This window comes from Neptuniibacter marinus, from assembly GCF_965223595.1.
Taxonomy (GTDB): domain Bacteria; phylum Pseudomonadota; class Gammaproteobacteria; order Pseudomonadales; family Balneatricaceae; genus Neptuniibacter; species Neptuniibacter marinus.
In genome coordinates, this window is record NZ_OZ245004.1 from 2,949,777 (window position 1) to 2,972,577 (window position 22,801).

General features: G+C 42.2%; 21 protein-coding genes. 2 read left to right on the top strand and 19 right to left on the bottom strand.

Going from position 1 to position 22,801, the window contains the following annotated elements; translation table 11 throughout:
* Nucleotides 1-29 precede the first annotated feature (29 nt).
* Genes ACOQOE_RS13845 through ACOQOE_RS13855 form a run of 3 tightly spaced genes read right to left on the bottom strand, consistent with a single transcriptional unit; the run spans nucleotide 30 to nucleotide 1,135 of the window.
* The gene (locus ACOQOE_RS13845; protein ID WP_067982153.1) at nucleotides 30-311 is read right to left on the bottom strand and encodes a DUF2282 domain-containing protein; all 282 of its coding nucleotides are present in this window, start codon (nucleotides 309-311) and stop codon (nucleotides 30-32) included.
* Between the two features lie 14 nt (nucleotides 312-325).
* Entirely contained in the window at nucleotides 326-652 is a 327-nt protein-coding gene (locus ACOQOE_RS13850) for a thioredoxin family protein (RefSeq protein WP_067866330.1), read from the bottom strand.
* A gap of 6 nt (nucleotides 653-658) precedes the next feature.
* A complete protein-coding gene (locus ACOQOE_RS13855; protein WP_420554284.1) occupies nucleotides 659-1,135 on the bottom strand; it encodes a YHS domain-containing (seleno)protein in 477 nt (158 codons plus the stop codon).
* A 145-nt stretch (nucleotides 1,136-1,280) separates the two neighbouring features.
* Here ACOQOE_RS13855 and ACOQOE_RS13860 point away from each other — a divergent pair, with 145 nt between their 5' ends.
* The gene (locus ACOQOE_RS13860) at nucleotides 1,281-2,111 is read left to right on the top strand and encodes a cupin domain-containing protein (protein ID WP_420554285.1); all 831 of its coding nucleotides are present in this window, start codon (nucleotides 1,281-1,283) and stop codon (nucleotides 2,109-2,111) included.
* A gap of 733 nt (nucleotides 2,112-2,844) precedes the next feature.
* Here the strand turns inward: ACOQOE_RS13860 and ACOQOE_RS13865 are convergent.
* The 5 genes from ACOQOE_RS13865 to ACOQOE_RS13885 form a co-directional block, all read right to left on the bottom strand.
* Entirely contained in the window at nucleotides 2,845-3,528 is a 684-nt protein-coding gene (locus tag ACOQOE_RS13865; RefSeq protein WP_067866336.1) for a LutC/YkgG family protein, read from the bottom strand.
* A gap of 3 nt (nucleotides 3,529-3,531) precedes the next feature.
* Complete coding sequence (locus ACOQOE_RS13870) at nucleotides 3,532-4,956, bottom strand: lactate utilization protein B (RefSeq protein WP_420554286.1); 1,425 nt, start codon at nucleotides 4,954-4,956, stop codon at nucleotides 3,532-3,534.
* Entirely contained in the window at nucleotides 4,943-5,776 is an 834-nt protein-coding gene (locus ACOQOE_RS13875) for a (Fe-S)-binding protein (protein ID WP_420554287.1), read from the bottom strand. Before ACOQOE_RS13875 ends, ACOQOE_RS13870 begins: the two co-directional genes overlap by 14 nt.
* A gap of 309 nt (nucleotides 5,777-6,085) precedes the next feature.
* Complete coding sequence (locus ACOQOE_RS13880; RefSeq protein ID WP_420554288.1) at nucleotides 6,086-6,802, bottom strand: FadR/GntR family transcriptional regulator; 717 nt, start codon at nucleotides 6,800-6,802, stop codon at nucleotides 6,086-6,088.
* Nucleotides 6,803-7,047: 245 nt separating this feature from the next.
* Nucleotides 7,048-7,542: an SRPBCC family protein gene (locus tag ACOQOE_RS13885; RefSeq protein ID WP_420554289.1), complete on the bottom strand. Its 495-nt coding sequence runs from the start codon at nucleotides 7,540-7,542 to the stop codon at nucleotides 7,048-7,050.
* Between the two features lie 309 nt (nucleotides 7,543-7,851).
* Here ACOQOE_RS13885 and ACOQOE_RS13890 point away from each other — a divergent pair, with 309 nt between their 5' ends.
* Complete coding sequence (locus ACOQOE_RS13890; RefSeq protein WP_420554290.1) at nucleotides 7,852-8,061, top strand: hypothetical protein; 210 nt, start codon at nucleotides 7,852-7,854, stop codon at nucleotides 8,059-8,061.
* Nucleotides 8,062-8,095: 34 nt separating this feature from the next.
* Here the strand turns inward: ACOQOE_RS13890 and ACOQOE_RS13895 are convergent, their stop codons facing one another.
* The 11 genes from ACOQOE_RS13895 to ACOQOE_RS13945 all read right to left on the bottom strand — a co-directional run bounded on the left by ACOQOE_RS13895 (nucleotide 8,096) and on the right by ACOQOE_RS13945 (nucleotide 22,714).
* On the bottom strand, nucleotides 8,096-10,465 hold the full coding sequence (locus ACOQOE_RS13895; RefSeq protein ID WP_420554291.1) for a DNA polymerase II: 2,370 nt from the start codon (nucleotides 10,463-10,465) through the stop codon (nucleotides 8,096-8,098).
* A gap of 17 nt (nucleotides 10,466-10,482) precedes the next feature.
* A complete protein-coding gene (gene mvaD, locus ACOQOE_RS13900) occupies nucleotides 10,483-11,487 on the bottom strand; it encodes a diphosphomevalonate decarboxylase (protein ID WP_420554292.1) in 1,005 nt (334 codons plus the stop codon).
* Entirely contained in the window at nucleotides 11,474-12,403 is a 930-nt protein-coding gene (mvk, locus tag ACOQOE_RS13905) for a mevalonate kinase (RefSeq protein ID WP_231867964.1), read from the bottom strand. The genes mvaD and mvk overlap by 14 nt, the downstream gene beginning before the upstream one ends.
* Nucleotides 12,396-13,394: a mevalonate kinase gene (locus tag ACOQOE_RS13910; RefSeq protein WP_420554293.1), complete on the bottom strand. Its 999-nt coding sequence runs from the start codon at nucleotides 13,392-13,394 to the stop codon at nucleotides 12,396-12,398. Before ACOQOE_RS13910 ends, mvk begins: the two co-directional genes overlap by 8 nt.
* A complete protein-coding gene (locus ACOQOE_RS13915) occupies nucleotides 13,381-14,547 on the bottom strand; it encodes a hydroxymethylglutaryl-CoA synthase (protein WP_067866353.1) in 1,167 nt (388 codons plus the stop codon). Before ACOQOE_RS13915 ends, ACOQOE_RS13910 begins: the two co-directional genes overlap by 14 nt.
* Nucleotides 14,548-14,562: 15 nt before the next feature.
* Nucleotides 14,563-15,591 carry a type 2 isopentenyl-diphosphate Delta-isomerase gene (gene fni, locus ACOQOE_RS13920; RefSeq protein WP_067866355.1) on the bottom strand — a complete coding sequence of 343 codons (1,029 nt, stop codon included), beginning with the start codon at nucleotides 15,589-15,591 and terminating at the stop codon, nucleotides 14,563-14,565.
* Nucleotides 15,591-16,625, bottom strand: coding sequence for a hydroxymethylglutaryl-CoA reductase (locus tag ACOQOE_RS13925; RefSeq protein ID WP_067866357.1), 1,035 nt, complete (start codon nucleotides 16,623-16,625; stop codon nucleotides 15,591-15,593). The genes fni and ACOQOE_RS13925 overlap by 1 nt, the downstream gene beginning before the upstream one ends.
* 136 nt (nucleotides 16,626-16,761) lie before the next feature.
* The gene (locus ACOQOE_RS13930) at nucleotides 16,762-18,105 is read right to left on the bottom strand and encodes a TolC family outer membrane protein (protein ID WP_420554294.1); all 1,344 of its coding nucleotides are present in this window, start codon (nucleotides 18,103-18,105) and stop codon (nucleotides 16,762-16,764) included.
* A gap of 51 nt (nucleotides 18,106-18,156) precedes the next feature.
* Nucleotides 18,157-18,801, bottom strand: a complete 645-nt coding sequence (locus ACOQOE_RS13935; protein ID WP_420554295.1) for a helix-turn-helix domain-containing protein — start codon at nucleotides 18,799-18,801, stop codon at nucleotides 18,157-18,159.
* Nucleotides 18,802-19,268: 467 nt separating this feature from the next.
* Entirely contained in the window at nucleotides 19,269-20,597 is a 1,329-nt protein-coding gene (locus ACOQOE_RS13940; protein WP_420554296.1) for an HlyD family type I secretion periplasmic adaptor subunit, read from the bottom strand.
* Nucleotides 20,594-22,714, bottom strand: coding sequence for a type I secretion system permease/ATPase (locus ACOQOE_RS13945; protein ID WP_420554297.1), 2,121 nt, complete (start codon nucleotides 22,712-22,714; stop codon nucleotides 20,594-20,596). The genes ACOQOE_RS13940 and ACOQOE_RS13945 overlap by 4 nt, the downstream gene beginning before the upstream one ends.
* Between the last annotated feature and the right edge of the window lie 87 nt (nucleotides 22,715-22,801).

The window sequence follows — 22,801 nt, forward strand, 5'->3', positions numbered from 1 at the left end:
TAGTGTTTTACTTTGCAGTAACCGAACAGCTATTTCTGCGCTTGATAGCGCTCTTTCGCTTCAGCCTTTAACATGCCACCCATATCTTCACAGGTACCTTTTGCTACGAGCTTCCATTCACCAGGATCGTTATCTACCTTTGCTTGACCTGCACACGAGTGCGTCCCAGCCAGATTGCCACAATCATTTTGGCCGGCTAATGCCACGCCGTAACACTTTTCTTTACCTGCGGCATTAGCTGCAGGAAGGGTTGCTACTGATGCCAGCGCTATGGCTAGCGCTGCAGTGGCTATACGTTGTTTACTGTCCATAACTTTTCTCCACTTTATTTAAAGTTAGCTAGATGCTGCTCGGCCATATGGCTAATCTGTTGATAGGCTATAGACCCCATCTGCCGATCCAGCTCTGCGTCTTTACTTAGAAAAACTAAGGTTGGAACCGCACGAATATTGAACTTATTTGAGAGTTCCGGCTGTTGATCAACATCGACTTTCAATACGCGAAGTTGACCTGCATATTTTTCAGCAAGCTTTTTCATAATGGGCACCATTTGCTGACAAGGTCCGCACCAATTAGCGCTGAAACAGATCAACGCTAAAGGTTCAGAGTAGTCGTGCCCAGTCGCTGAAAATGTCAATTCAGACTTAGACATCAGGAATTAATCTTCTGCGTTTGTGACAGCCACTGAAAGATCTTCAATACCCGCCCAAATACGATCAGCCGATTTCACATGGCCCGGTACATCTGTTAACCATTTTTTCTGTACATCTTTATTCAAATTAAGATAAAGCTTACCTTCCTGAATGTAGAACGCCTGAGGATCCACATCTAACTTTTTATTAAGCGCAACACCCATTGCACAATAACCACCAAACTGTGGTGCATATCGATCAGCATCGGCATTAAACAGGTCGCGATTTTTAGCACTTGCGAAACGATAAATTGCGCCATCATGTGTAGCCGTATATTTAGCGGAGCCTTCCACAGCTTTATCTTTTGTGAAATATGCAACAGGATCGTAACCGTGAATCGCTACATCGTTTGTGCCAATATTCACAGAAGCTGCAAAACTCATGCTGCTTAGTAGAAGCGCGCCTGCTGCTGTTGCTAGCTTTAGTGTTTTTGAAAATGTCATACCTTTTTCCTCATTTAATGGTTAAATAAACAAACTAGACAAAAGAAATCTGTCCCGTTGTTGAGGTATAGATTACGGACAATTAAGAATGGAAAGGCCTCCATTCATCTGCAAAAAAGCGCCAATCGTCCAAAAGGGGGTGTTCATGGATAAATTAAGTCACTTACTGCAAAACTTAGAGATCAATGCGGAAGTTTTTTTTAGTGGCAATTTATGCGGAATTCAACGCTTTGACGATAATGAAGAATCGGGCTTTCTACATTTAGTACAATCGGGATCATTAACGCTCAAGACTGAACAAGAACATAGCCTTAAGATGCATGCAGGTTCAGTGATCTTTTTCCCTAATGGAATCAGCCACCAAATCGAAATAGCTAAATCAGAAGATGCTCAGATGATTTGTGCTGCGATCAAGCTGCCCTCCTCCCAACACAAACAGTTGATTAGTCATCTCCCTAAATTTCTCTATTTTAATAAACTAGAGGAACAAGAAACCACTGACACAGTCGAGAAAATTTTTATGGAAGGCTTTGCTGAAAAGCAAGGACGTAAAATAATGATAGATCGCCTGTGCGATATTTTTATGGTCCAAACATTACGCAAGGTTGTAGAACAAGGGACCGTAGAGTTAGGCCTTATTGCGGCACAATCTCACCCTCAACTTGCCCGTTTGATCGAGGCGATTCAAAAGCAACCTGAACGAGAGTGGAGTCTTGAAGAGATGGCGGAGTCTGCCGCTATGTCTCGCTCAAAGTTTGCCTTAGTGTTTAAAGAAACCGTCGGGCAAGCACCCATGGGTTATGTAACCAGCTTACGCATGGCTATGGCAAAAGGCTTACTGCAACAAAATAAACCCGTAAGCCTCATTGCTAACGAAGTAGGCTATGAAAACTCTTCCTCTTTAGCCAAAGTATTTAAAAAACATTTTGGAATTACGCCAAAAAAATGGCTGCAAGAACATCTAAAGTCGCGCTAACAGCTTAATAAGGAGTGGGGTTGTAACAATTAAATAAAGTGGAGTCCTCTGTAAAAGGAAGGCGTTACACCGTTATCATTAAGTAGGGCTTTAGAGGTCACCCAGCGACCTAAACGCAAAGCGGTATCTTCGGTAAAGGCTACGTCAACTTATATCTGTCCCTGCTTGGCGTAACCATTACTAACACTAGTTAAGGTGCCAATGCTTTGGTCATCGTCACTATCATTAAGCTTCACGTTAGCAAAAGCTGACGCACCCAATGTAATCATATCTGTTGCGAGGACCCGCGAGTCAATACGCAAGGCTTGCGTTAGGATGTTCGATCCGTGTTCCCATCTTTGAAATCACAATAGAATGTTCTCAGGCTCAGGTCCGCTTCCCGCCGCCACACTGACTGTTGCGAATGAAGTAATGCTTAACATGGCAGCAGCTAGAGGCTAAACCTTTTTTCCGAAATAAGGCATAGTGTCAGAATCCAACGTTATTTATTATGGGTGGGATACTAAATTCTAGTAAAGAACCATTGGTTTATTTCGCTATATTGTAATAATTTGCAGTGCATACCATTCGTATCGCGCACTCAAAAAACACCGTTCAAGCTGTCGACTTATAATACAAATACATAGTCCCCACGTTACTTAACTATAAGTACCCGTGCAAAAAAAAGAGAATCAACATGATTCTCTTTTTTTTAATGCTTAAACAGAATTATCTGTGCTTAAGACTTTTATACCTATTGGTCTTCAATAATGACGATATGTAAAACCTCAGGGCCGTGCGCCCCTTGAATAAGTACACCTTCAATATCCGTAGTCCCACTCACACCAGAAATAAGACACATATTACGTGGCGTTCCCCCCTTTCTAGCTATCTCACCTGCAATTAGAGCATAGTCATCCATATAAGGGAGTATTTTCGATTTCGGGATAACGGCAAGAAGATACAAAGGTAAAAAATTAAGAAGAATAGGCATATCCGGCCCAGAATGAACGACAAACGTACCCGTTTCCGCTATACCATACTCCGCCCAACATAGCCCAACAGTATTATCGTTTTTAATATCGACTTCTGTTGTAATACCCTGCCAATTTAGTGCTTTTAATCGCTCTATCTCCTGAACCTTAAGCTCCGCAGGTAAAGCATATTTAGCTAAAAACTGATTAACAGAATCAGGTAACTGATCAAGGGAAGCAATCTTTTCGCAGCTGGTGCCTATAACTAGACCCGCTTCAATTCTTAGCGTCAATGCTTCAGCTGCATCTTCAGCTAATAGGGCAGGACGTGCAAACTCACTTTCACCTAAAATTTCAAGCGCTTCATTCTGAATGGTATTTACATCCATTGAAGTAGTGGGTGCTGCGGCTTTGATCGCACTAAAGATATTAGCTCGACTCATTTCACTTTTTTGTTTATTCATTATTTACGCACCATCACTTTTGGCTTTTTTCATTGCTTTATATTGCTGCATAAAGGTTTTTGATTCAGGCTCAATCAAATCACGATTACGCGTCCAACCACCCGCTAATGGCATTGATTTAATCCACCCCTGACGACTACATAACCTCATAAAGATCACGCCACAAGAGGAAACCAATTGAAATAACTTAGGTCTTTTAGCTAAAGCAGCAAAAACTTTGACAACAAAACGGTTTGTTAAGGGTTCGTACTTCTTATCCCATGACTGGGCGCGCAGTGAACGCAGTAATTTAGGTAGAGGAATATTAACCGGACAGACCTCTTCACAACGTCCATTTAAGGTACAGGCATGGGTCTGTTTATTCGCCACTTCCAGACTATTTAAATGGGGTGTTAACACAGACCCCATCGGACCTGGGTAAACAGAGCCATAGGCATGACCGCCAATATGTTTATAAACTACGCAATGATTCATACAAGCGCCACAACGTATACAACGCAGCATCTCTTCCATACCGTCAGCCAACATTTTGGTACGGCCATTATCGACTAAAACTATATGACACTCTTCAGGCCCATCCGCATCATTCTGGCGCTTAGGCCCGTTATGAAAAGTAATGTACTGGGTAATTTCCCCCCCAGTCGCCGAACGGGTCAGCAAGCGCAACAAAGGTACCGCATGAGCCATTGATGGTACTAACTTTTCAATACCCGCCGTTACAATATGTACTTTAGGCGGCGTAATTGTTAGCTCCGCATTACCTTCGTTAGTAACGGTACAAGATGAGCCACTATCCGCTAACAGAAAGTTTGAACCACTAATACCAATGTCGGCGGTTAAAAACTTGGTACGAAGATCTCGACGTGCGCTGCGCACTAGATCAATAATCTCTTCAGAATAAGTAGGGTCTTTATGGTATTCGCGGAAGAGTTTAATCACATCTTCTCGGCTACGGTGCATCGCAGGCCAGACAATATGCGAAGGGGGATCACCCGCCAACTGAATAATATGTTCAGCCAGATCTGTTTCAACTCGCTCTATCCCTGAGTTGTCTAACGCATGGGACAAACCGATCTCTTCACCTAGCATCGATTTACTACGGGTCACTTTCTTCGCTTCATGCTGACGGCAAATATCTAAAACGATCTTTGACGCTTCTTCTCCTGTGCTTGCCCAATGGACAATTGTCCCTTGCGCCAACGCATTTTTCTCGAACTCAGCCAAATAGTGATCCATATACTTAATTGTATGGTCTTTGACTTTCTGTCCCTGTTTACGGGCATTTTCAAACCCGGGGAAGTTAGTAATCGCCTCTGCACGTTTTGCTTCTGCCTTATCGGTCGTGCGCCGAATAATCATTTTTAGATCCGGCTGTGCTAGCGCATCTTTAACGTTCTGGTAGAAGTTTTCTGGTTTATTTGCTTGCATTTTCATCTCCCAAAATCTGTGGAGCCAAGCCTGCTAGCACTTCCGCCGTATGTAGCGCTTTGATCTCTTTATGGCCTTCTCGATTAAGCTTACCTGCCATATTCATTAAGCACCCCATGTCGCCGCCCAGCAAGTAATCCGCTTCAGTCGCTAGAATATTTTCAGTTTTCTCTGCAACAATCTCATTAGAGATATCGGAATACTTCACACAAAATGTTCCACCAAAGCCACAGCATTCAGAGTGGCCATTCAGCGGGTTATGCTCTAACCCTTTAACATTAGCCAACATCTTGCGAGGCTGCTCATAAACATGGAGCGCTCGATAACCTGAGCAGCTATCGTGGTAGGTGTACGACCCTTCAAGCTCAATACCGCTGGATTCAAATTCACAAACATCCACTAAAAATGAAAGCAGCTCATGAGTTATGTCAGCCAAATGCTGTGCTCGTGCAAGCCATTCTGGTTGATCTTTAAAAACCTCAATAAAATTCTTTTTGATCATTGCAGCACATGAGCCTGAAGGCACAACAACATAATCAAAATTCTCAAACTGTTTAATCGTCTGATAGGCTATCTGACGTGTTCCCTCATCATCACCCGAATTAAAAGCAGGCTGTCCACAACATGACTGCTGCTCCGGTACTTCAACGGTACATCCAGCCTCCTCCAGTAATTTTAGAGAAGCAAAGCCTACCGATGGTCGCATAGTATTGACTAAGCAGGTGACAAATAAACCTACTTTCTTTTCAGATATATTCAGGCATTTAATCGTATTGGATTGTGCGCCCTTAACATCGGCATTAATAATTTCTTGAGACATTTACCCGCCCTTGTCAATGAAGGTGACGTTCTTTTTATTGTTATACGAATCAACCAATAAGCAGTTTCAGGCAATGCTTGGCTAATCCACTAATCGGACCAACGTTTCGGGATAAATTATCATCGAATACAGGCCACCATTAAAACTTAGCAAGACACACTAAACCCTATTTTAAAGCAAAAACAGACAGATACGCCAACTGGTCTGACCAGAGAAGTCAAGAAAGCTAAGATTGATTGAAAAAAGCATAATGTGAATAAGTATAGGTTAATAAAACAGTACGGAATGAGAAAAGTAGACACACCTAAATTAACCAGCACCTTCCAACTGACTACGTGTGTAGTTGATATGCTCTATGGCTATTTTTTTTGCAAGCGGCGCATCTCTATTCATAAGAGCTTGATAGATCTGTGTATGCTGGGCACCGATGCGATCAGGGTATCGCCCAAATTTTTTCAGTGTGAGATCAAGTACGCCATAAATAGCATTAAAATAGCGATCATAAAAAATTTGGCTAAAGGACATGACTAAAACATTGTGGCTTGCTTCAGCGATCATCATATGGAACCGAAGATCCGCTTTCGCCTTAGCTAAGGTCGTCACGCCACTCGAACGCGCATGTACAATTTGGTATTCCTGCTCTATTTTTTCTAGCTGCTCATCTGTTGCTCTTAAAGCTGCATAAAAAGCAGCCTCTCCTTCCAAAGCAGCCCGCATCTCCATCACTTGTAATTGAAACTCCAAGCTATGCCCTAATCCTCCCAACGGCATATCTAAATGAGGTTCAAGTAAATTGAGACAGACTGACCCTCCACCTGGATAGGTCTTCACTATTCCTTTAAGCTCAAGATCTTGTATTGCCTCTCGAACTGTAGATCTAGAAACTTGATGAGTAGAAGCAAGTTCTCTCTGAGAAGTCAGTTTATGGCCAGGGCAAACATCGCCGTATAAGATATCTTGCTGCAGCTTAATACTTAATTGCTGACTTAAGCCCAACGATTGCTGCCCTAATTTTTTACTAGACATAGATAATCAACGTCATTTTTTAGAAAAATCTAGAACATATTTAGTTCGTTAATTCCAGTATTGCAATACAAGGAACAAATTCAAATAGGAAAGCTATATCTATTTATTCAGAGTGATGCGGAGAATATAGACATAGAAGGCAGATCATACGGTAGGTAAGGCAGGATTTCTAAACATGTTCTTTCTCAGTCAGATCAAATCGATGTAAAACCACCCCGAAAGATGGCTTACATCAAAAAATCGACCTAGTTATAAAGCTTTTCTAAATTACCCAAACCGGCTTTAAAAACACCTTGAATAACTTTTTCAGCCTCTTTATCTGGCAACCCTGCTGCATTAAAACTCGTTGACCAAGTTACAGTAGAACCACCTTTGCCATTAGACTGTACTGCAATTTCTGCTTCATAATCAGCAACAGGTAATGGAGATTTAGTGATGGCATAACGATAAGAGTGGTTCTCGTTATCCTGCTCTAACAACATTTCTGTTATTGTAGCGCCATCCCCTAAAGTTAATACGCGTACTTTATCTTGACGATCACTCGTAGCAATTGCTGGGTGCCATCGATACAGCCCATTATAATCACCTACTAACGCCCACACTGCAGCCGGTTTAGCATTAAGTGTTACCGACTCTTTCACATCGATATTACCCGCCGCAAAAGCAGTACCAGACAACATGCCTGATGCTGCAATTAATCCAATTAGAACTTTGCGAGTAACGCTTTGTTTCTGTTTCATTATCCCTAACCCTTTTAATTTTTAGTAAAGCAAAATGAAGTTAATTTAAAGCCTAAAAAATCCAGATAAGCATGAACTGTATATTCTGGTTTTTAAATCATTCTTGAGGCTTAGTTACAAAATAGTGTTTTCTGCCCAAAAAGTCACCTGTTGAATCGAGCTCTTGTCTTTTAAATGCTGTGCAACCTAAAGAAACGCTCAAGTATCTACACTTTCAGCCGATAATTTTATTACCTCTTTTTAAACAGAAAGAAAAAACTTCGCAGAGGAATGACAACCTAATCCCACGATCAAGGCAAAAGGTTAGAAATGGAAATAAATGAGATCAGTAGCAGTGCAGCAGTCGCTAGTGAGCATACAGTACCCACTAACCACACGATAAAATCTGCAGAAATGGCTAATAACCAAATTGAGAAAACGGGCGAGCAAGTGATGCAACTGCTAGAAGTCACTGCACCCGGAAAGTTACGCACCGACCCTCTAAGCCCATTAGGTTCACTGCTTGATGTCACCGCATAAAAACGGGCGAAAGCTACCTATTTCCGCAAAAAGATTAAAACAGTTTAATTTGCGGTGCGACTAAGTCATCAAAATCCTCACCTAAAAACTGCATAATTGCCTCAGCTACCGGCCGAATCTGTTTCTCTAGGTAGTGCTGGTAATCCAATGAAGACCTCACAAACTCGACTGGTTCTGGGCCATTAACCGTTATTACATATTCGATGTAACTGCCCGAACGGTACGGACTTGGCTGATCAAGCTGTTCATATTCGCGCTCAGCTTTTAAGCCTGCTTGAACGTGGGGCGGTTTATTTTTGACATATTGATCTAGGCGCTGCCTGATCCGTTTTCGATACACAAGCTTTGCATCAACCTCTCCCTGTTTCAGCTGCTCCACTATATGTTTTAAAAGTGACTTCCACTCCTGCCCTTTAAATACGCGTTCATACAAGTTCTCTTGCAACTCTCTAGCAAGCGGAGTCCAATCTGTTCGTACATTTTCCAACCCTTTAAAAACCATCCGTTCAGAACCGTCAGACAGACGCTTTAATCCCGCATAACGCTTCTTTGAACCTTTTTCAGAGTGTCTTATGGTCGGCATTAAAAAGCGGCTATAGTGTGTCTCGTACTCTAGCTCCAATTGAGTATCTAACTGAAAGCGCTGCTGTAAGTTTTCTCGCCACCAGCCGTTTAAAAATTCAGCTAACAACTCACCTTTTTTATCTGCATTTTCAGTAGAAAAGTCATCGCCTAACCACACAAAGACAGAGTCTGTGTCGCCATAGATTACTTTGAAACCAAAGTTATCCTCTATGCACTCAGCAGTTTTTGTCAGTATTTCATGTCCTCTCAGTGTAATAGAACTTGATAACCTTTGATCATAAAACCGGCAAACATTTGAACCGAGCACGCCATAAAACGAGTTCATTATTATTTTTATTGCCTGAGAGAGTGCGGCATTTTTCGACCGTTTAGCCTGATCTCTAGCGGCCCACAAGGTTTCAATTAACTCAGGGAGAATCGTCTTGCTACGCGAAAAAATAGCATGATTGAAACCGGGTAATAGATCTTCTGGGGGGCTATCCTCTTTTAGTCCTTCAGCTAAACCATAGGGATCTACTTTAAACGTACGAATAATACTCGGGTATAGGCTTTTAAAATCCAGAACAAGTACATGGCTGTATAGTCCTGGGCGGGAATCCATAACATATCCACCAGGTGCACTTAGCCCTGAAACTCCCGATGCGTATTCCGGCGCAACATAGCCTTTGCGATGAAGATGGGGTAAATACTGGTTATCAAAAGCGGCCGCTGAGCCTCCTACTTTATCTAAAGACAACCCTGTCAAACGGGCCCGTTCAATAAGATAATTGATCAGATCTGCTTTCTCAAAAATATCCCAAACCAACTTGCAATCTTCAAGGTTATAGCGCGCTAAAGCTTCTTTATCATCACGAAAAAGCCGTTGAATTTCATCCCCTCGAACCTCGACATGGTCAATCAACTTGCCACGATCCAACATCTGGCGAGAAACATTTTCTAAGGAGAAACTTTCAAATTGGTAGGTCGCACCTTTAAGCGTATCTATACCATCCAATACCATCCGCCCCGCCATACGGACAAATAACTTTCCCTGGCCTGACTCATGTAACTGTATTGGTTGTTTATCACGCCCCAAACGTAAAGCGACATGTAATGCATTGGCTCGATTTTTAAGGACTCTAAAATCAAAACCTACAACATTCCATCCGATGAAAATATCTGGATCATACTGTTCAACCACATCAATAAAAGCGAGTAGAAGTGATTTTTCACTGCTGTAGTATTGAAGTTCTGGCTTATCTTCACCCTCTCCGAGCATTAATACTAAACGGAAGTCATCAGCATAAAAGGCCGCCGATAATATTTTATCCGCACGCATAGTCGTTTCTAAGTCGATAGACAAAATTCGAAAACGCGGAAATACTTCTGCAGGTTTAAGCTTAAATTGCGATGCCTGCTGTGTGATAGCGACACCACCTTGAATGAACCGTTCCATTAAAAAACGATCAGTAAGGCGAATATCTTCCTCCATCATCACAATGCCTGATAATCGCAAAAGATCCACGATCTGCCGCATCACTTTAAGGCTACGGCAATAGAGGCCGTGCACCCCTTTATAATTAAGGTCAGTTAATTCAAGCTTAACTATTCGCCAACCTGAAAAACGCATTAATATGCGTTCGACCTCTTCAACCTGCTCATCTAAGACAAAGAAAATCGTCTCTTGATTGGGAATCGTAACAGGAAAAACTTGATCTATTGTGCGAACCCAGTAGGTGAGCACAATCCCTGTAGGGCCATCCTGTTGTTGACGCGTTAATATAAACCCTGTTGTCGATTCCGTAGTCGATTCCAACGCTAACAAATCTCGATTAGACATCAGGGATCACAGATAACTTATCCAAACGGCGCAACAATATCTACGTCCATTAACTCAGGAAAAACATCTCTTACTTGAGTTTCAGACTCACTATGGAAAATCAACTTTAAGTTGGGACCCGCATCCATAGTTAAGTAAACCTGAACACCCGATGCTCTTAATTCCCATAACCTATGCATTGCTGCAACAGACTCGGGTTGCCAATAAAGTAAGGGCGGCCAAGAACCTATCATAGTGGCATGCATAGATAAGGCATTCTGCTCCGCAGTTTGACCTAATAATTCTAGATCCCGATTATTAATAGCCTCTTTAATCACCCTCAAATCATTGGCAGCTTGCTGCGGCCATGAGTTATAAAGTGGTGCGGATTCAACTGTGCGCTGCATACCTGAACGGGAATCTATTTTTTTCTCGCCGGTTGCAACTTTTAACAGACCAATCCTAAATCCAGGCCATTGTGCAGCTAAAGGCTCAGCACAACTATCCATACCATCTGCTCGAACACCTAAATGCCACTCAACAAAACCTTGGTAAATGGAACGAGAAGCACTGCCACTCCCCATGCGAGCAAAAGCTGATAGATGTTCTTTCTTCAACCCAAAACGATAAAAGTCATTTACCGCTAAAGTCAAAGCAGCAAAGCCCGATGCAGATGATGCCAAACCTGCCGCTGTAGGAATATTATTTACAGTCCTCACAGTAATAGGCTGATCTAGATCTCGCCGAAACAGCTCAATAAACCTAATCACTTTACTGGCAAACTTACTATCTGGTTCAAGCAACTCATCGTTTAAATAAACCTGATCCTCTCCTGTGTCAGACTCATTTATTGATGTATGACTGCCCAGCTCACCTAACGAAATAGACAAAGATCCATTAATAGGCAGATTAAGCTCTACGTCTCGTTTCCCCCAATATTTGCATAACGCAATATTACTAGGCGCAAATGCCTCAGCTTTTAGCCCTGCCTCTGTTCTTTTCGGCAGGTAATTTGCGATCACATCCTTTTTAGAGATACTCAAGACTCACTCCTTGTTCTGATACTGCAACCTCTATCTGTTCATAAGGCATAGTTACATCTGTCACCTGCCCTAAAGCTAATACGCAATCACCTAAACCAGAACCTGATATTTTAACGCCTTGCACATCTGTACCGGATCGTAATCGATAAACCATATCTGAAATAACGCGATCAGATACGCCTAACGCATCCATTAAGCCTTGATAATGGTTCATCAGACAGCCAAGGTTCTGCCAATCTTGGTCTACAACAGCTTGTTCTGCTTTCAGTGTCACTTGCCCCATTAGCTGATAAATCTGTTGATATATCTCAGGATTAGCACGACTTAATTGCTCAACTTTACATAATACATCTGGGGTTTTTGTCTTATAACCTGCATAAAATAGAGAGATTGCAGGACATGCGGGCAGCTTTTTAATTGAACAAGGGTTAACACTATAAGCGACAATAGAGCCGTATATGCTAGCAACTAAATCTGTACCTGAACCACGTCCATCTTGCACTTTGTGCACGACAGCTAACGCTTTTTCAAATAAGGATTTATTATCTACCTTAAGCTCAGCATAGGCGGACAAAACAGCTACAACACCCGCTGTTACCGCCGCCGAAGAGCCCAATCCCACCTTATGGGAAAACTCTGACTCAATAGTTAACCGGAAGCCATTTGGCAGCTGACTCGCAAACAATTCAATCGCAGCTAACACAAAAGTTAAATTTGGATTAGCGGTAAGCTGAGCTAAATCAGATCGGTAATACGCTAAAGCAGAATCAATTACCACTTCAGGTTCTGACAGAGGCGTTAATTCAACAACAATATATTTATCTACAGCACAGGCCAATGCTCTCTCGCCAAAGAGCACTGAATGTTCACCCATCAGCATAATGCTACCGGGTATTTTTGCACGAATCTTACGCACGATGGGCGCCCCTTAATTGTTGCTGTAAAGGTGTTAACTGAATGCCGAGCTGTGCACTTAAGAGCTCAGTATTTTGTTCAGGAAAATACACTAGCACTTGCCCCGCCCCCTCACCTCGATGAGCTCCTGCACCACAAATTTTAGCTGCGCCGCCTAGCGCTTCAATACGCTCGATTAGCTGCGATACCGATAAAGGTACAACACCAATTTCTTGTAATAAACGATGATTTAATCGAATTGCGGAAAGCATCTCTGTAGGTTGATTGACACTCATCTCAACCCTTTGAGTTACTTCAGAAAATTGATCCCAAAGATGAGACTGATTTGAAAAACGTTCCCGTACTTCCGCAACTGTTTCTCCCGTTGAACAACAAGGCTCTCCCGAGTGAAAATGATACCATCCCTCTCCAAGCTCTACAGATAAAGGCGTTACATGATGATCTTGTACTTTAATTAGCCCGCCATAAGTCACCGCAGCAGCATCTATAGCACTACCTCTACCATGCTGTAAACGCTCACAATATTTTACTTTCTGGAAAAATATCTGCTGGTCAGCAGTCTCTTTTTGCATAGCGGAAGAGGGTTCAAATAGTTGAAGCAAACTCGCTATGACAGCAGCCGATGATCCCATACCTGCACCGCTAGGTATCTCACTATTTATGGTTATGTTTCCAGCACGTAATCTATTTGACTGTAACGCCGTATAATAAAGAAGATCATGGGGGGTAGTTAAAATATCTTGAACCGCAAGTTCGCCAGACAAAAAACGCTCAAAACGCTGATCTATACGCTCAACTAAGGTTGCTAGTTGCTCAAAAGCACGTCTATCCTGCCCCAACACAGTGGAAGTAATAGCTAACGTATCGGAATCCGAAGGAGTATAGCTAGCTGTGACAAAATGGTTCACAGCTAGCGCAATGGCAGGCGCCCCATAGACAACTGAATGTTCACCACTCAGTATCAATTTTCCAGGAGCTTTAGCAGATAACATATTCTCGTTTATGACCACTGATTGCAGCTAAACGATAGCGTCCTGTCGTGGACTCAGAAATATCATGATGCCCACCATCTCTGGGGTCAGGATAATGATAGAGCGTGAGATACTCGTCATAGGTTACTTCTCGACGCGCGTCCAACATACTTTTATGTGTCAATGTATGTAGACATTGTTCATAACCTGACACAACAGTGCCCGAGAAAAACTCAGCTACGCACCCTGAACCATAACTAAAAAAGCCAACTTTGTGGCCCGCAAGGTTTTCCTTACAGTTTTCTAGCAGCGAGGTTAGGCCAATATACATTGATGCCGTATAGCTGTTACCAATCACTCGATTGTAGTGCAGCGTATCTTCAACCTGCTGCTCTATTTGATCTAGTGACAAGCCCGCTTTATTCACTTTAGCTAAATGCTTATGTGCCTTCTCAGCCATTCGACTAAAAGGCAGGTGATAACAAAAGTGAGAAAAGTCATTAAATGCTAACGAACTCACTTCAACAAAATTTTCCCAAGCCTTTTTAAGCGATTTTAAATAAATCTTGGTGGAGTACTTACCATCCACAATAGCTGTAGTACGATAGTTAGGACGCCAAAAATCCATTACATCTTCGGTGTAATTTCCAACTTCAGGGTCAATTTCAACTAACCGAGGGTTCGTTGAGATGAGCATGGCTACAGCACCACAGCCTTGGGTCGCTTCACCTGAAGTATCCAGGTCATAACGGGCAACATCAGACGCGATAACCAGTACTTTTTTATTCGGCTGACGAGCAACTAAAGCGCACGCCATCTGAACCGCAGCGGTTGCGCTGTAGCAAGCCTGCTTTAATTCAACGACACGACAATTTGAATTTAGCCCTAATAAACGATGAACATAAACGCCAGCAGCTTTAGACTGATCGATCCCTGTTTCTGTAGCGAACAACAAGGTACCGATCGTATCTGCACCGACACGATCAATTAATGGATTGGCTGCATTTGCAGCCATAGTCACAACATCTTCATCTGGAGCGGCCATTGACATTTTTTCTTGCCAAATGCCTTGATAATACTTCCCAGACTCAATCTTTTGAACGTCTGCAAGAGTTCTCAGGTCTAAAAAATAATTAGATGTATAGAAACTAATTTCGTCAATACCAACTGACATTATGGGGTCTCGATCCTAACGCGCTTCTAAAATATGGGCTGGGTTATTAAATAAAGCGGCAACATCCCGAGCACCAAGCAGAAACATAGCAGTTCTGAATTCTGTTTTAATTTTTTCTATTTCTGCGACAACCGCTTCGCTTGATTCCATCGCCGGTTTCAGCAATGGAGCGGCCATGCCACATATTGAGGCGCCGAGTATAACAGATTTAACCATATCAATCCCATCCCTTAAGCCACCACTTGAAACTAATGTGGCACGATCGGTATAAGGATTTGCCATTTTCAGCGCCATTGGCGTAGAAATACCCCAGTCTTGAAACTTCAACCCTAAGTCACTACTGTCTTGACGACGATGATGTTCAATGCGACTCCATGAGGTACCACCGCTCCCTGCCACATCAAAGATAGATATACCGGCCTGCAGACCAATCTCAATATCCGCTGGAGACAAACCACTACCCACCTCTTTCAAAAGTACCGGGATATCCAACTTGTTAACTAATTCGGCAATGGCACTACCTAAGTTAGAAAAGTCCGTATCGCCTTCAGGCTGAACCGCTTCTTGTAAAGGGTTCAAATGCAGATAAAGCCCATCAGCCTGCAAGCAATCGATCGCATCTTGGACCTGTTCACCAGACATACCACAATTCAGTTGTACTGCACCAATATTACTAATCAACGGCACATCAGGGGCAAAATCTCGTAATTGGAAACTCGCTCTTGCGGAAGGCGCGGTAAACATCACCCGCTGAGAACCCACAGCCATTGCAACACCGCAGACTTGGGCCGCCTTAGCTAAATTCTGATTCACCTGTTTAACAAGCTGATGATCTCCACCGGTCATTGATGAGATCAACATAGGAAAGCTCAGCTTTTTTCCAAGGAAATCACAGGAGCTATCTACCTTCCCCAACGCTATCTCAGGAAGAGCTCGATGCATCAGTTTGATCTGATCAAAATAATGACCTGAACGATCGGTTAAAGGATCATTCTCAATAGCTCGAATATGCTCAAGTTTACGGTCATTGGTTAGATCCGTCATTATCGCTCCAACTTAAGATGCGCTTCCATAAGCTCACCTGGATTTGTCTGTGCCGCCAATAAAGAAAGCTCACCACACAACACCGTCGCGGCACAAATAGCCGCTAAACGACGCGCATTTTCACCTGGCGCCCTGTCTTCTTTACAGCCCAGCATCGCAAGATTATCTTCTACAAAATCAATCCCTTTACCATTCCCCACAGAACCCATTATTAGATTAGGTAAAGTACAGGAAAAATAAAGATCATCCCCCCTCACCTCTGCATGCACTATCCCTTGAGAGCCTTCAATAATATTCGCGGCATCCTGACCTGTTGCCAAATAGAATGCTAATAGCATATTAGCAAAATGGGCATTAGCACTCCGCAAACCACCGGCCACCATAGTACCTATTAGGTTTTTCTTAATATTAAGATCAACCACTTTCTCAGGTGTCGTCTTTAAACGCCGTTCACAGAGCTCACGTGAGATTAGAATTTCACATACAACATACTTGCCTCGGCCAAGAATACCATTCACCGCAGTTGCTTTTTTATCTGAGCAATAGTTACCCGATATGGATGAATACCGTAGCTGGGGATATTCATTGAGTATCCAAGGAATAATCTTATCCGCTGCATTAGTTACCATATTATGGCCCGACGCATCCCCAGTGGTAAACTCTAACCGCAGGTAGATCATATTCGCCACAATCTGGCTATTCATATCTATCAGCTTTGCAAAACGACTGCTGGTTGCCACCACAGCGTTAATATCATCCATTCTAGCCTTAATTGAGCTCAACGCTTTTAATGCTTCACAGGCATCATCCGCTTCCAAGAGAATTGAGCGACTCATACGCTCATCAATTACCGTTGTTTTAATTCCCTCAGTTAATACAGAGATCCGCGCTCCTCGACCCACAGAAGGCCAAAGCGGTGTTTCATAGGTCGCCAACGGCACCGATATTTTTTCATCCAATACAGGGCCACTAATCTTAATAGGGCCAACAGTTCGCATTGGGATTGGGGCTTGGCTAATTTTATGAGCTTTCATTTTGGCACTTCACATAAAGAAAAAAGGGCTGCCAATGGCAACCCTTTTTCAAACAATAAGGTTAGGGAGTGATTGTAATGAACTTCACACACCTTTTTCAATAATAGAACAATTCTATTAGCCTTTATTTATTCATTTATTTAGCGTCAGCTAACTGATCTTTTGGTTCTACATCACCCAAATTAGGTTCGGGTAACGAAAGATTAAAGCTATCCAATAGCGTACCCATACCATTAACGACACGATACTTAGCTACTAATTGATCATGCAACGCATTAGTAAGATCGTTTTTCGATGAAAACACCTCATTTTCAGTATCCAATAGATCCAATAATGAACGCTGACCAATATTGAACTGCTTTAGATATGAATTACGCGTCTCTTGGCTTGAGGCAACATGCTGTTCTAAATAAGGAACTTGGCGACTTAAAATAGAAAAAGCATTCCACGACAACTCAACACTCTGCATAACCTCACGGTGAGCATTACTCTGAACTGCTTTTGCTTCCTCAATCTGGTGCTGGGTTTGACGCACTTTCGCCTGATCAGCGCCACCATTGTATAAATTATAACTCATACGAATCATAGCGGTTAGGTCTTCATTCATACCATCAACGCCATCTAAATCATTATTCCATGTACGGTCTACTTCAAAATCAACGCGAGGATAATAATTACGTTTGGCTGCATTATACTGAGCGACGGCGGCCATCGTGTCAGCTTCAGCCACTTGAAGTGTCGGATGATTACTCATCGCCATCTCGGTAGCTTCTACAACAGTTTCAGGAATAGTTATATTCGCCGCTTCAGGGTAAATAATCTCTTCAGGAGCCGCAACGCCTACCACCCGCTGAAAGTTAGCCTTGGCATCCAATAAGTTGTTTTCAGCTGCCAATACGTTAACTTCAGCTAAAGCTAGACGACCTTCAGCCTGCTGAATAGAAGCTAACGCACCTAAACCAGACTCGGAACGGCGCTTAATTCGATCGTAAATTTTAACGTGATTAAATAAGGTTTCTTTAGCTTGTTGAAAAAGAACATTGCGACGATTCAATTCAATATAAGCGCGAGTGGCATCTAACGCATAAGATTCAGCTGTTTCAATCAGGCGTTTATCAGCCGACAACGCGCGAGCTTTTTGACGATTAACTTCGCTTTCCGTAGCAAAACCATCAAAAAGCATTTGACGGATGCTTAGAGCGCCCTCGCCCCTTTTTAATTCAACATCGTCCAAACCGTTAGCACCGGTAGTCGTGTTATTTGTCCATTCGTAACCATAACCAGCTGACACATCGACAGTAGGCAGATAGCCTCCTTTGGCTTGCCTAACTTCTTGGTACACCGAATTACGATAATTAATTGCTTGTTTTACACTGGGGTTGAGTGATAACCCCTGTGTAACAACCTCCTCCAAAGAGGCTGAATAGGAAACCGCACTCACTGTTCCTATAAGCACACCAGCAACTATTGACCTAAACATAAATCTTCCGCCTTCATTAATAAATAGTTTGTAGCCACCACCGCATTACTGCTAAACCGCCATAGAAGGCGATTTACTGGCCAATAAGACCAGCGAAACTCTGTCTGAAAGCCCTGTTTTCTGAAAAATAGAACTCAGGTGGGCTTTAACTGTTCGTTCAGTAATGTCAAGCTCGCGGGCAATTTCCTTATTACTAGCACCCGTCACTAAGACTGACAGTACCTCTTGCTCACGACTACTTAATCCGTCAAAACAATCTACAGACTCTGCGGTGTCCACTTTACTATTTGATGCAGGCAAATTACGTAATAGCCGCCGAAGCAACTTTTGTAATAATTCGGGGCCAGCCCAAATATCACCACGGAGTACAGTCTTCACCACTTCTAAAAGCAGTGAACCTGTTACATACGTGTTGGTATAACCATTTGCACCCAACTGCAACACTTCAACACCCTCTTCTTCATTAGGCGTATCCGTACATACAATTAAAATACTTTTAGGATTATTTTTTTTATAACTAAATACAAGCTGACTTTCAATGTCATTAACTGAGCTTAAATGCATCAGTAAAAGACCACCATTTGCCAACTTAGCTGCTACTTCATTTGCGCCAACCGTCTCAGGACTCCAATCACCTAATAGGTGATACCAACGTTCCAGAACCTTCGGTCGGTTACTAATGAAGAATAACTGCATAATTACTAGAATCCATCGCTCCAATTATAAACTTAAGAAATGATAACAAGTACATTACAACGAAATAAAGACAAATAACCATAACTTTATTATTGTTATTACGATTATCCTTTTTATAACTGAACATAAGCTGACTGAATCCATAATCAGGCGCTTAACCAGTTGTTTTTACTACTCTATCCACATTAGCCACCCCAGTATTTTATAATAATATCGATACAGAGTGGCATCAGCCTATTTAACCGGTTTTGTTAAATCACACCCAATAAACATGCTTTATAATTTTTTAGACTGACGCTCGGATTTACCTTCAGGTATTTAGGCTCGCTCTATAGCTAAAGAACTAATTACCACAACGCCCACCCTCCTCATAACAAAAAAACATGCATGATGTAATCCTTAGACTATAATTTAAATACACGTTTTCTTTTAAACTCAACCCTTTGTTTCCATTAGAGAAATCTTAATCAACGTTCAGTTAATGCTTTTTCTTTAGCTTTTAATACCGGCTTTAATAAATAATCCATTACCGTTTTCTTTCCTGTCAGGATATCAACTCCTACTGTCATGCCTGCAATCAGTGGTAATTCAGTTGAAGCCGTGCCTATATAAGGCTGATCTGTTTGTAAACGAACAAGATAATAACTCTCCCCCTCCTCATCTAGAATAGTACTAGGGCTGACAAAAACCACCTCCGCACCTACGCCACCATAAATCGAGAAATCATAAGCGGTTACTTTAATAACGGCTTTTTGCCCTTGTGCTATATTGGCAATATCCGAGGGCCTGATTCTCGCCTCAACAAGCAATGTGTCTTCCCATGGAATAATATTTAATAACTCATCACCCGGCTGAACAACACCGTCAATAGTGTTAACCAATAACTGCTTAATTGTCCCTTTCACGGGAGCTTTTACTTCAGCCTTTGCGATACGATCATTCATACCGGCCAAGGCTTGAGTGATTCGAGATATTTCCGCACTAACTTCATTCAGCTCTTTTTGAGCCTCATTACGATACTGAAGCTCAAACTCTCCTAATTTTTGCTTGGTTTCTTTTAAGGTTGATTCAATACGAGGAATATTTAACCGAACACCTGATAACTCCCCTCGTAGATCATTTAATTGACGCTTCAAACGCAAAAATTCTACTTCGGAAATAACCCCCTCTTTCAATAAAGGACGAGTTATATCAAGTTCACGCTTTAATAAACTATAACTCCGAGCAAGTTGCCCCTCCTGAGATTTAGCAGCCTTTAACTCTTGGCCTCGCTGAGCAATTTGCTGCTTTAGCCCTTCCACACCAGCTTGCATTTCAGCCTTACGGGTGGAATAAAGGTATTTTTCTTGCTCAACCATCGATTGATACTTGCCCGGAAAGTCACTAGGACTTACAAACGCCACATTATCTGCTTCCGCTTTCAAGCGTGCTGCTTTTGCAATAAGCTCATACTGACGAACTAAATTTTCCTCTAACGAACTAGAGAAACGGACATCATCAATACGTAAAAGCACTTGCCCTTTTTCAACAATACCCCCCTCTTTAACCAAAATTTCTGATACGGCTCCCCCTTCCAACGTTTTTATAATTTGGAGTTGGCTTGAAGGTATAATCTCTCCATCACCTCGAGTAATTTCATCGAGCTCAGCCCACATTGCCCAACCTATAGCGATAATAACGAAAAGAACCATTGCCCATAGTAGAATACTAGCGCCTCTTGGTGCTTGCTCCACAATCGCCTCGCTCACACTAGACATATACGAAAGATCTTTTTTATTGTGATTCATAGTACTCATTTCTGCACCTGAAGACGCCCTTGCTTCAAGGCATCTAAAACAACATCTTTAGGGCCGTCAGCAACAACTCTGCCCGAGTCCATAACTATGATTCGATCAACTAAAGAAAGTAATGACATTTTATGCGTAACCACTAACATCGTTTTATCTGCAGTGTATTTTTTCAACATAGATTTAATATGCTCTTCTGAAGCATTATCCATCGATGCCGTAGGCTCATCTAAAATCAAAACATTAGGGTCATGCACTAAAGACCTCGCTACGGCGACGGCCTGACGCTGCCCTCCCGAAAGAGATGCGCCACGCTCACCAACCGACATATCAAAGCCTTGCGGATGTCTATTCACCATATCCGATACGCCTGATAGATTAGCTACCTCTACCAGCCTAGAGTCTTCAGTCTGAGGGGAACCAATCACAATATTGTCACGTACACTCCCTGCAAATAACATAATATCTTGTGGCATATAACCAAAATTCCGACGCAGATCAACAGGATCGATTTGATTAATATCTAAGCCATCAATACGGACGGAACCCTCTGTCACATCATATAAGCCAAGGACTAATTTCTCGATACTAGACTTACCCGACCCTATACGCCCAATCAGTGCAACCTTTTCACCCGCTTTAACATTAAAAGACACATTATCCAGAGCCTTTTGCTGCTCACCCGGATAGGCAAAACTTACATTTTTAAACTCAATTGCACCTTTTAATTCATCACGATAAACAAACTGCTGGTTTTCTGAACGCTCAGATGGCATTTCCATAATTTCATTCAAGCCTTTTAACGCCGTTGAAGCTTGATGGTAAGAGATCACTAAATTGGCCACTTGGCTCATAGGCGCAATAGCCCGACCTGATAACATAACGCAGGCAACTAAAGCCCCCATCGTAATCTCTCGTTCACTAATCAGATAGACACCGGTAATGATAATACCTACCGATGTCAGCTGCTGAGCAAAGGATGCAAAATTGACGACCAATGCCGACAACATCCGCGACTTCAAACTCCATTTAGCGATATAACCTACAGCTTGCTCCCAGCTCAATTGCATCGACGAGCTGGCGCGCTGGGTCTTTACCGTTTCCATCGCGGTTAAGCTTTCAATCAGCGTAGAATTCTTTTGTGAATTAGATGCAAATGTTTTTTCTACAGTCTCTCTAAGGTAAGGACGCACAATAAACGAAAACAAAATAATCAAAGGAATTATTGTCAATGGAACAATGACTAATGGGCCACCAATAAAGCCAATAACAACTAAAAACAAAATAGCGAACGGCAGATCAATAAAAACCACATTAGTCGTAGAACTTAAAAAGGTCTTAATACTATCAAACTCTCTTAAGTTACTCGCAAAAGAGCCTACCGAAGCAGGTAATGCACTATATTTTAACGACAGAACCTTCTCAAACAGGATGGCTGATAATATGACATCACCTTTTTTACCTGCTATTTCAATAAAGTAGGAACGTAGCATCTTCAAACCAAAATCAAACAAATAGACAATGAAGACACCTATAGCCAACACCCATAATGTTTCAATCGCATTGTTAGGTACAACACGATCATAAACATTCATAACAAACAGGGGATTGGCAATAACAAATAGATTAATAAGAAAAGAGGCAATAAGAACATCACGATATATAGCAGATGAGCGCTTGATTGTTCCCCAAAACCAATGGCCTTTATGCCCCTCTAGCAGCTTTGACACTTGCTCCTGAAAGCGATATTCCAAACGAACAAAAACAGCATAACCAAGGTAACTATTTCTTAGCTGCTCAATATCTACCTTATGTTCACCGCCACTCTCAGGCTGCACAATAAGCGCTTGTCCAGTTTCTTGATCAATCTCCTGTAAAACACAGGCGTTATCACCTTCTAATAACAAAACGGCAGGAAGAACCATTGGGGGGATATCATCGAGTGAACGTTTCAACACTTGAGCAGCAAAACCGGCTCGTTTGGCCGCCCGCACAAAGAGTTTGGGCGTTAACTTATTATTAACTAGAGGGAGGCCCTCACAGAGCACTTCAGGCGTGGAAGGCTTATGATTTTGCTTACTTAGATGAACTAGACAACCGAGCAAAGGATCCTGAACAGCTTTCATTTACCTTGACCTTAACCTTATATGAGAGAGATACTCAAAAAAAAGCGCATGACAACCACGCTTTAAAACCCAACCAATGTAGCAAAT

Excerpts from the sequence above, each read along its gene's own strand:
- ACOQOE_RS13845 (WP_067982153.1), bottom strand. The coding sequence starts at position 311 with ATGGACAGTAAACAACGTATAGCCACTGCAGCGCTAGCCATAGCGCTG.
- ACOQOE_RS13850 (WP_067866330.1), bottom strand. The coding sequence starts at position 652 with ATGTCTAAGTCTGAATTGACATTTTCAGCGACTGGGCACGACTACTCT.
- ACOQOE_RS13855 (WP_420554284.1), bottom strand. The coding sequence starts at position 1,135 with ATGACATTTTCAAAAACACTAAAGCTAGCAACAGCAGCAGGCGCGCTT.
- ACOQOE_RS13860 (WP_420554285.1), top strand. The coding sequence starts at position 1,281 with ATGGATAAATTAAGTCACTTACTGCAAAACTTAGAGATCAATGCGGAA.
- ACOQOE_RS13865 (WP_067866336.1), bottom strand. The coding sequence starts at position 3,528 with ATGAATAAACAAAAAAGTGAAATGAGTCGAGCTAATATCTTTAGTGCG.
- ACOQOE_RS13870 (WP_420554286.1), bottom strand. The coding sequence starts at position 4,956 with ATGCAAGCAAATAAACCAGAAAACTTCTACCAGAACGTTAAAGATGCG.
- ACOQOE_RS13875 (WP_420554287.1), bottom strand. The coding sequence starts at position 5,776 with ATGTCTCAAGAAATTATTAATGCCGATGTTAAGGGCGCACAATCCAAT.
- ACOQOE_RS13880 (WP_420554288.1), bottom strand. The coding sequence starts at position 6,802 with ATGTCTAGTAAAAAATTAGGGCAGCAATCGTTGGGCTTAAGTCAGCAA.
- ACOQOE_RS13885 (WP_420554289.1), bottom strand. The coding sequence starts at position 7,542 with ATGAAACAGAAACAAAGCGTTACTCGCAAAGTTCTAATTGGATTAATT.
- ACOQOE_RS13890 (WP_420554290.1), top strand. The coding sequence starts at position 7,852 with ATGGAAATAAATGAGATCAGTAGCAGTGCAGCAGTCGCTAGTGAGCAT.
- ACOQOE_RS13895 (WP_420554291.1), bottom strand. The coding sequence starts at position 10,465 with ATGTCTAATCGAGATTTGTTAGCGTTGGAATCGACTACGGAATCGACA.
- ACOQOE_RS13910 (WP_420554293.1), bottom strand. The coding sequence starts at position 13,394 with ATGTTATCTGCTAAAGCTCCTGGAAAATTGATACTGAGTGGTGAACAT.
- ACOQOE_RS13915 (WP_067866353.1), bottom strand. The coding sequence starts at position 14,547 with ATGTCAGTTGGTATTGACGAAATTAGTTTCTATACATCTAATTATTTT.
- fni (WP_067866355.1), bottom strand. The coding sequence starts at position 15,591 with ATGACGGATCTAACCAATGACCGTAAACTTGAGCATATTCGAGCTATT.
- ACOQOE_RS13925 (WP_067866357.1), bottom strand. The coding sequence starts at position 16,625 with ATGAAAGCTCATAAAATTAGCCAAGCCCCAATCCCAATGCGAACTGTT.
- ACOQOE_RS13930 (WP_420554294.1), bottom strand. The coding sequence starts at position 18,105 with ATGTTTAGGTCAATAGTTGCTGGTGTGCTTATAGGAACAGTGAGTGCG.
- ACOQOE_RS13935 (WP_420554295.1), bottom strand. The coding sequence starts at position 18,801 with ATGCAGTTATTCTTCATTAGTAACCGACCGAAGGTTCTGGAACGTTGG.
- ACOQOE_RS13940 (WP_420554296.1), bottom strand. The coding sequence starts at position 20,597 with ATGAGTACTATGAATCACAATAAAAAAGATCTTTCGTATATGTCTAGT.
- ACOQOE_RS13945 (WP_420554297.1), bottom strand. The coding sequence starts at position 22,714 with ATGAAAGCTGTTCAGGATCCTTTGCTCGGTTGTCTAGTTCATCTAAGT.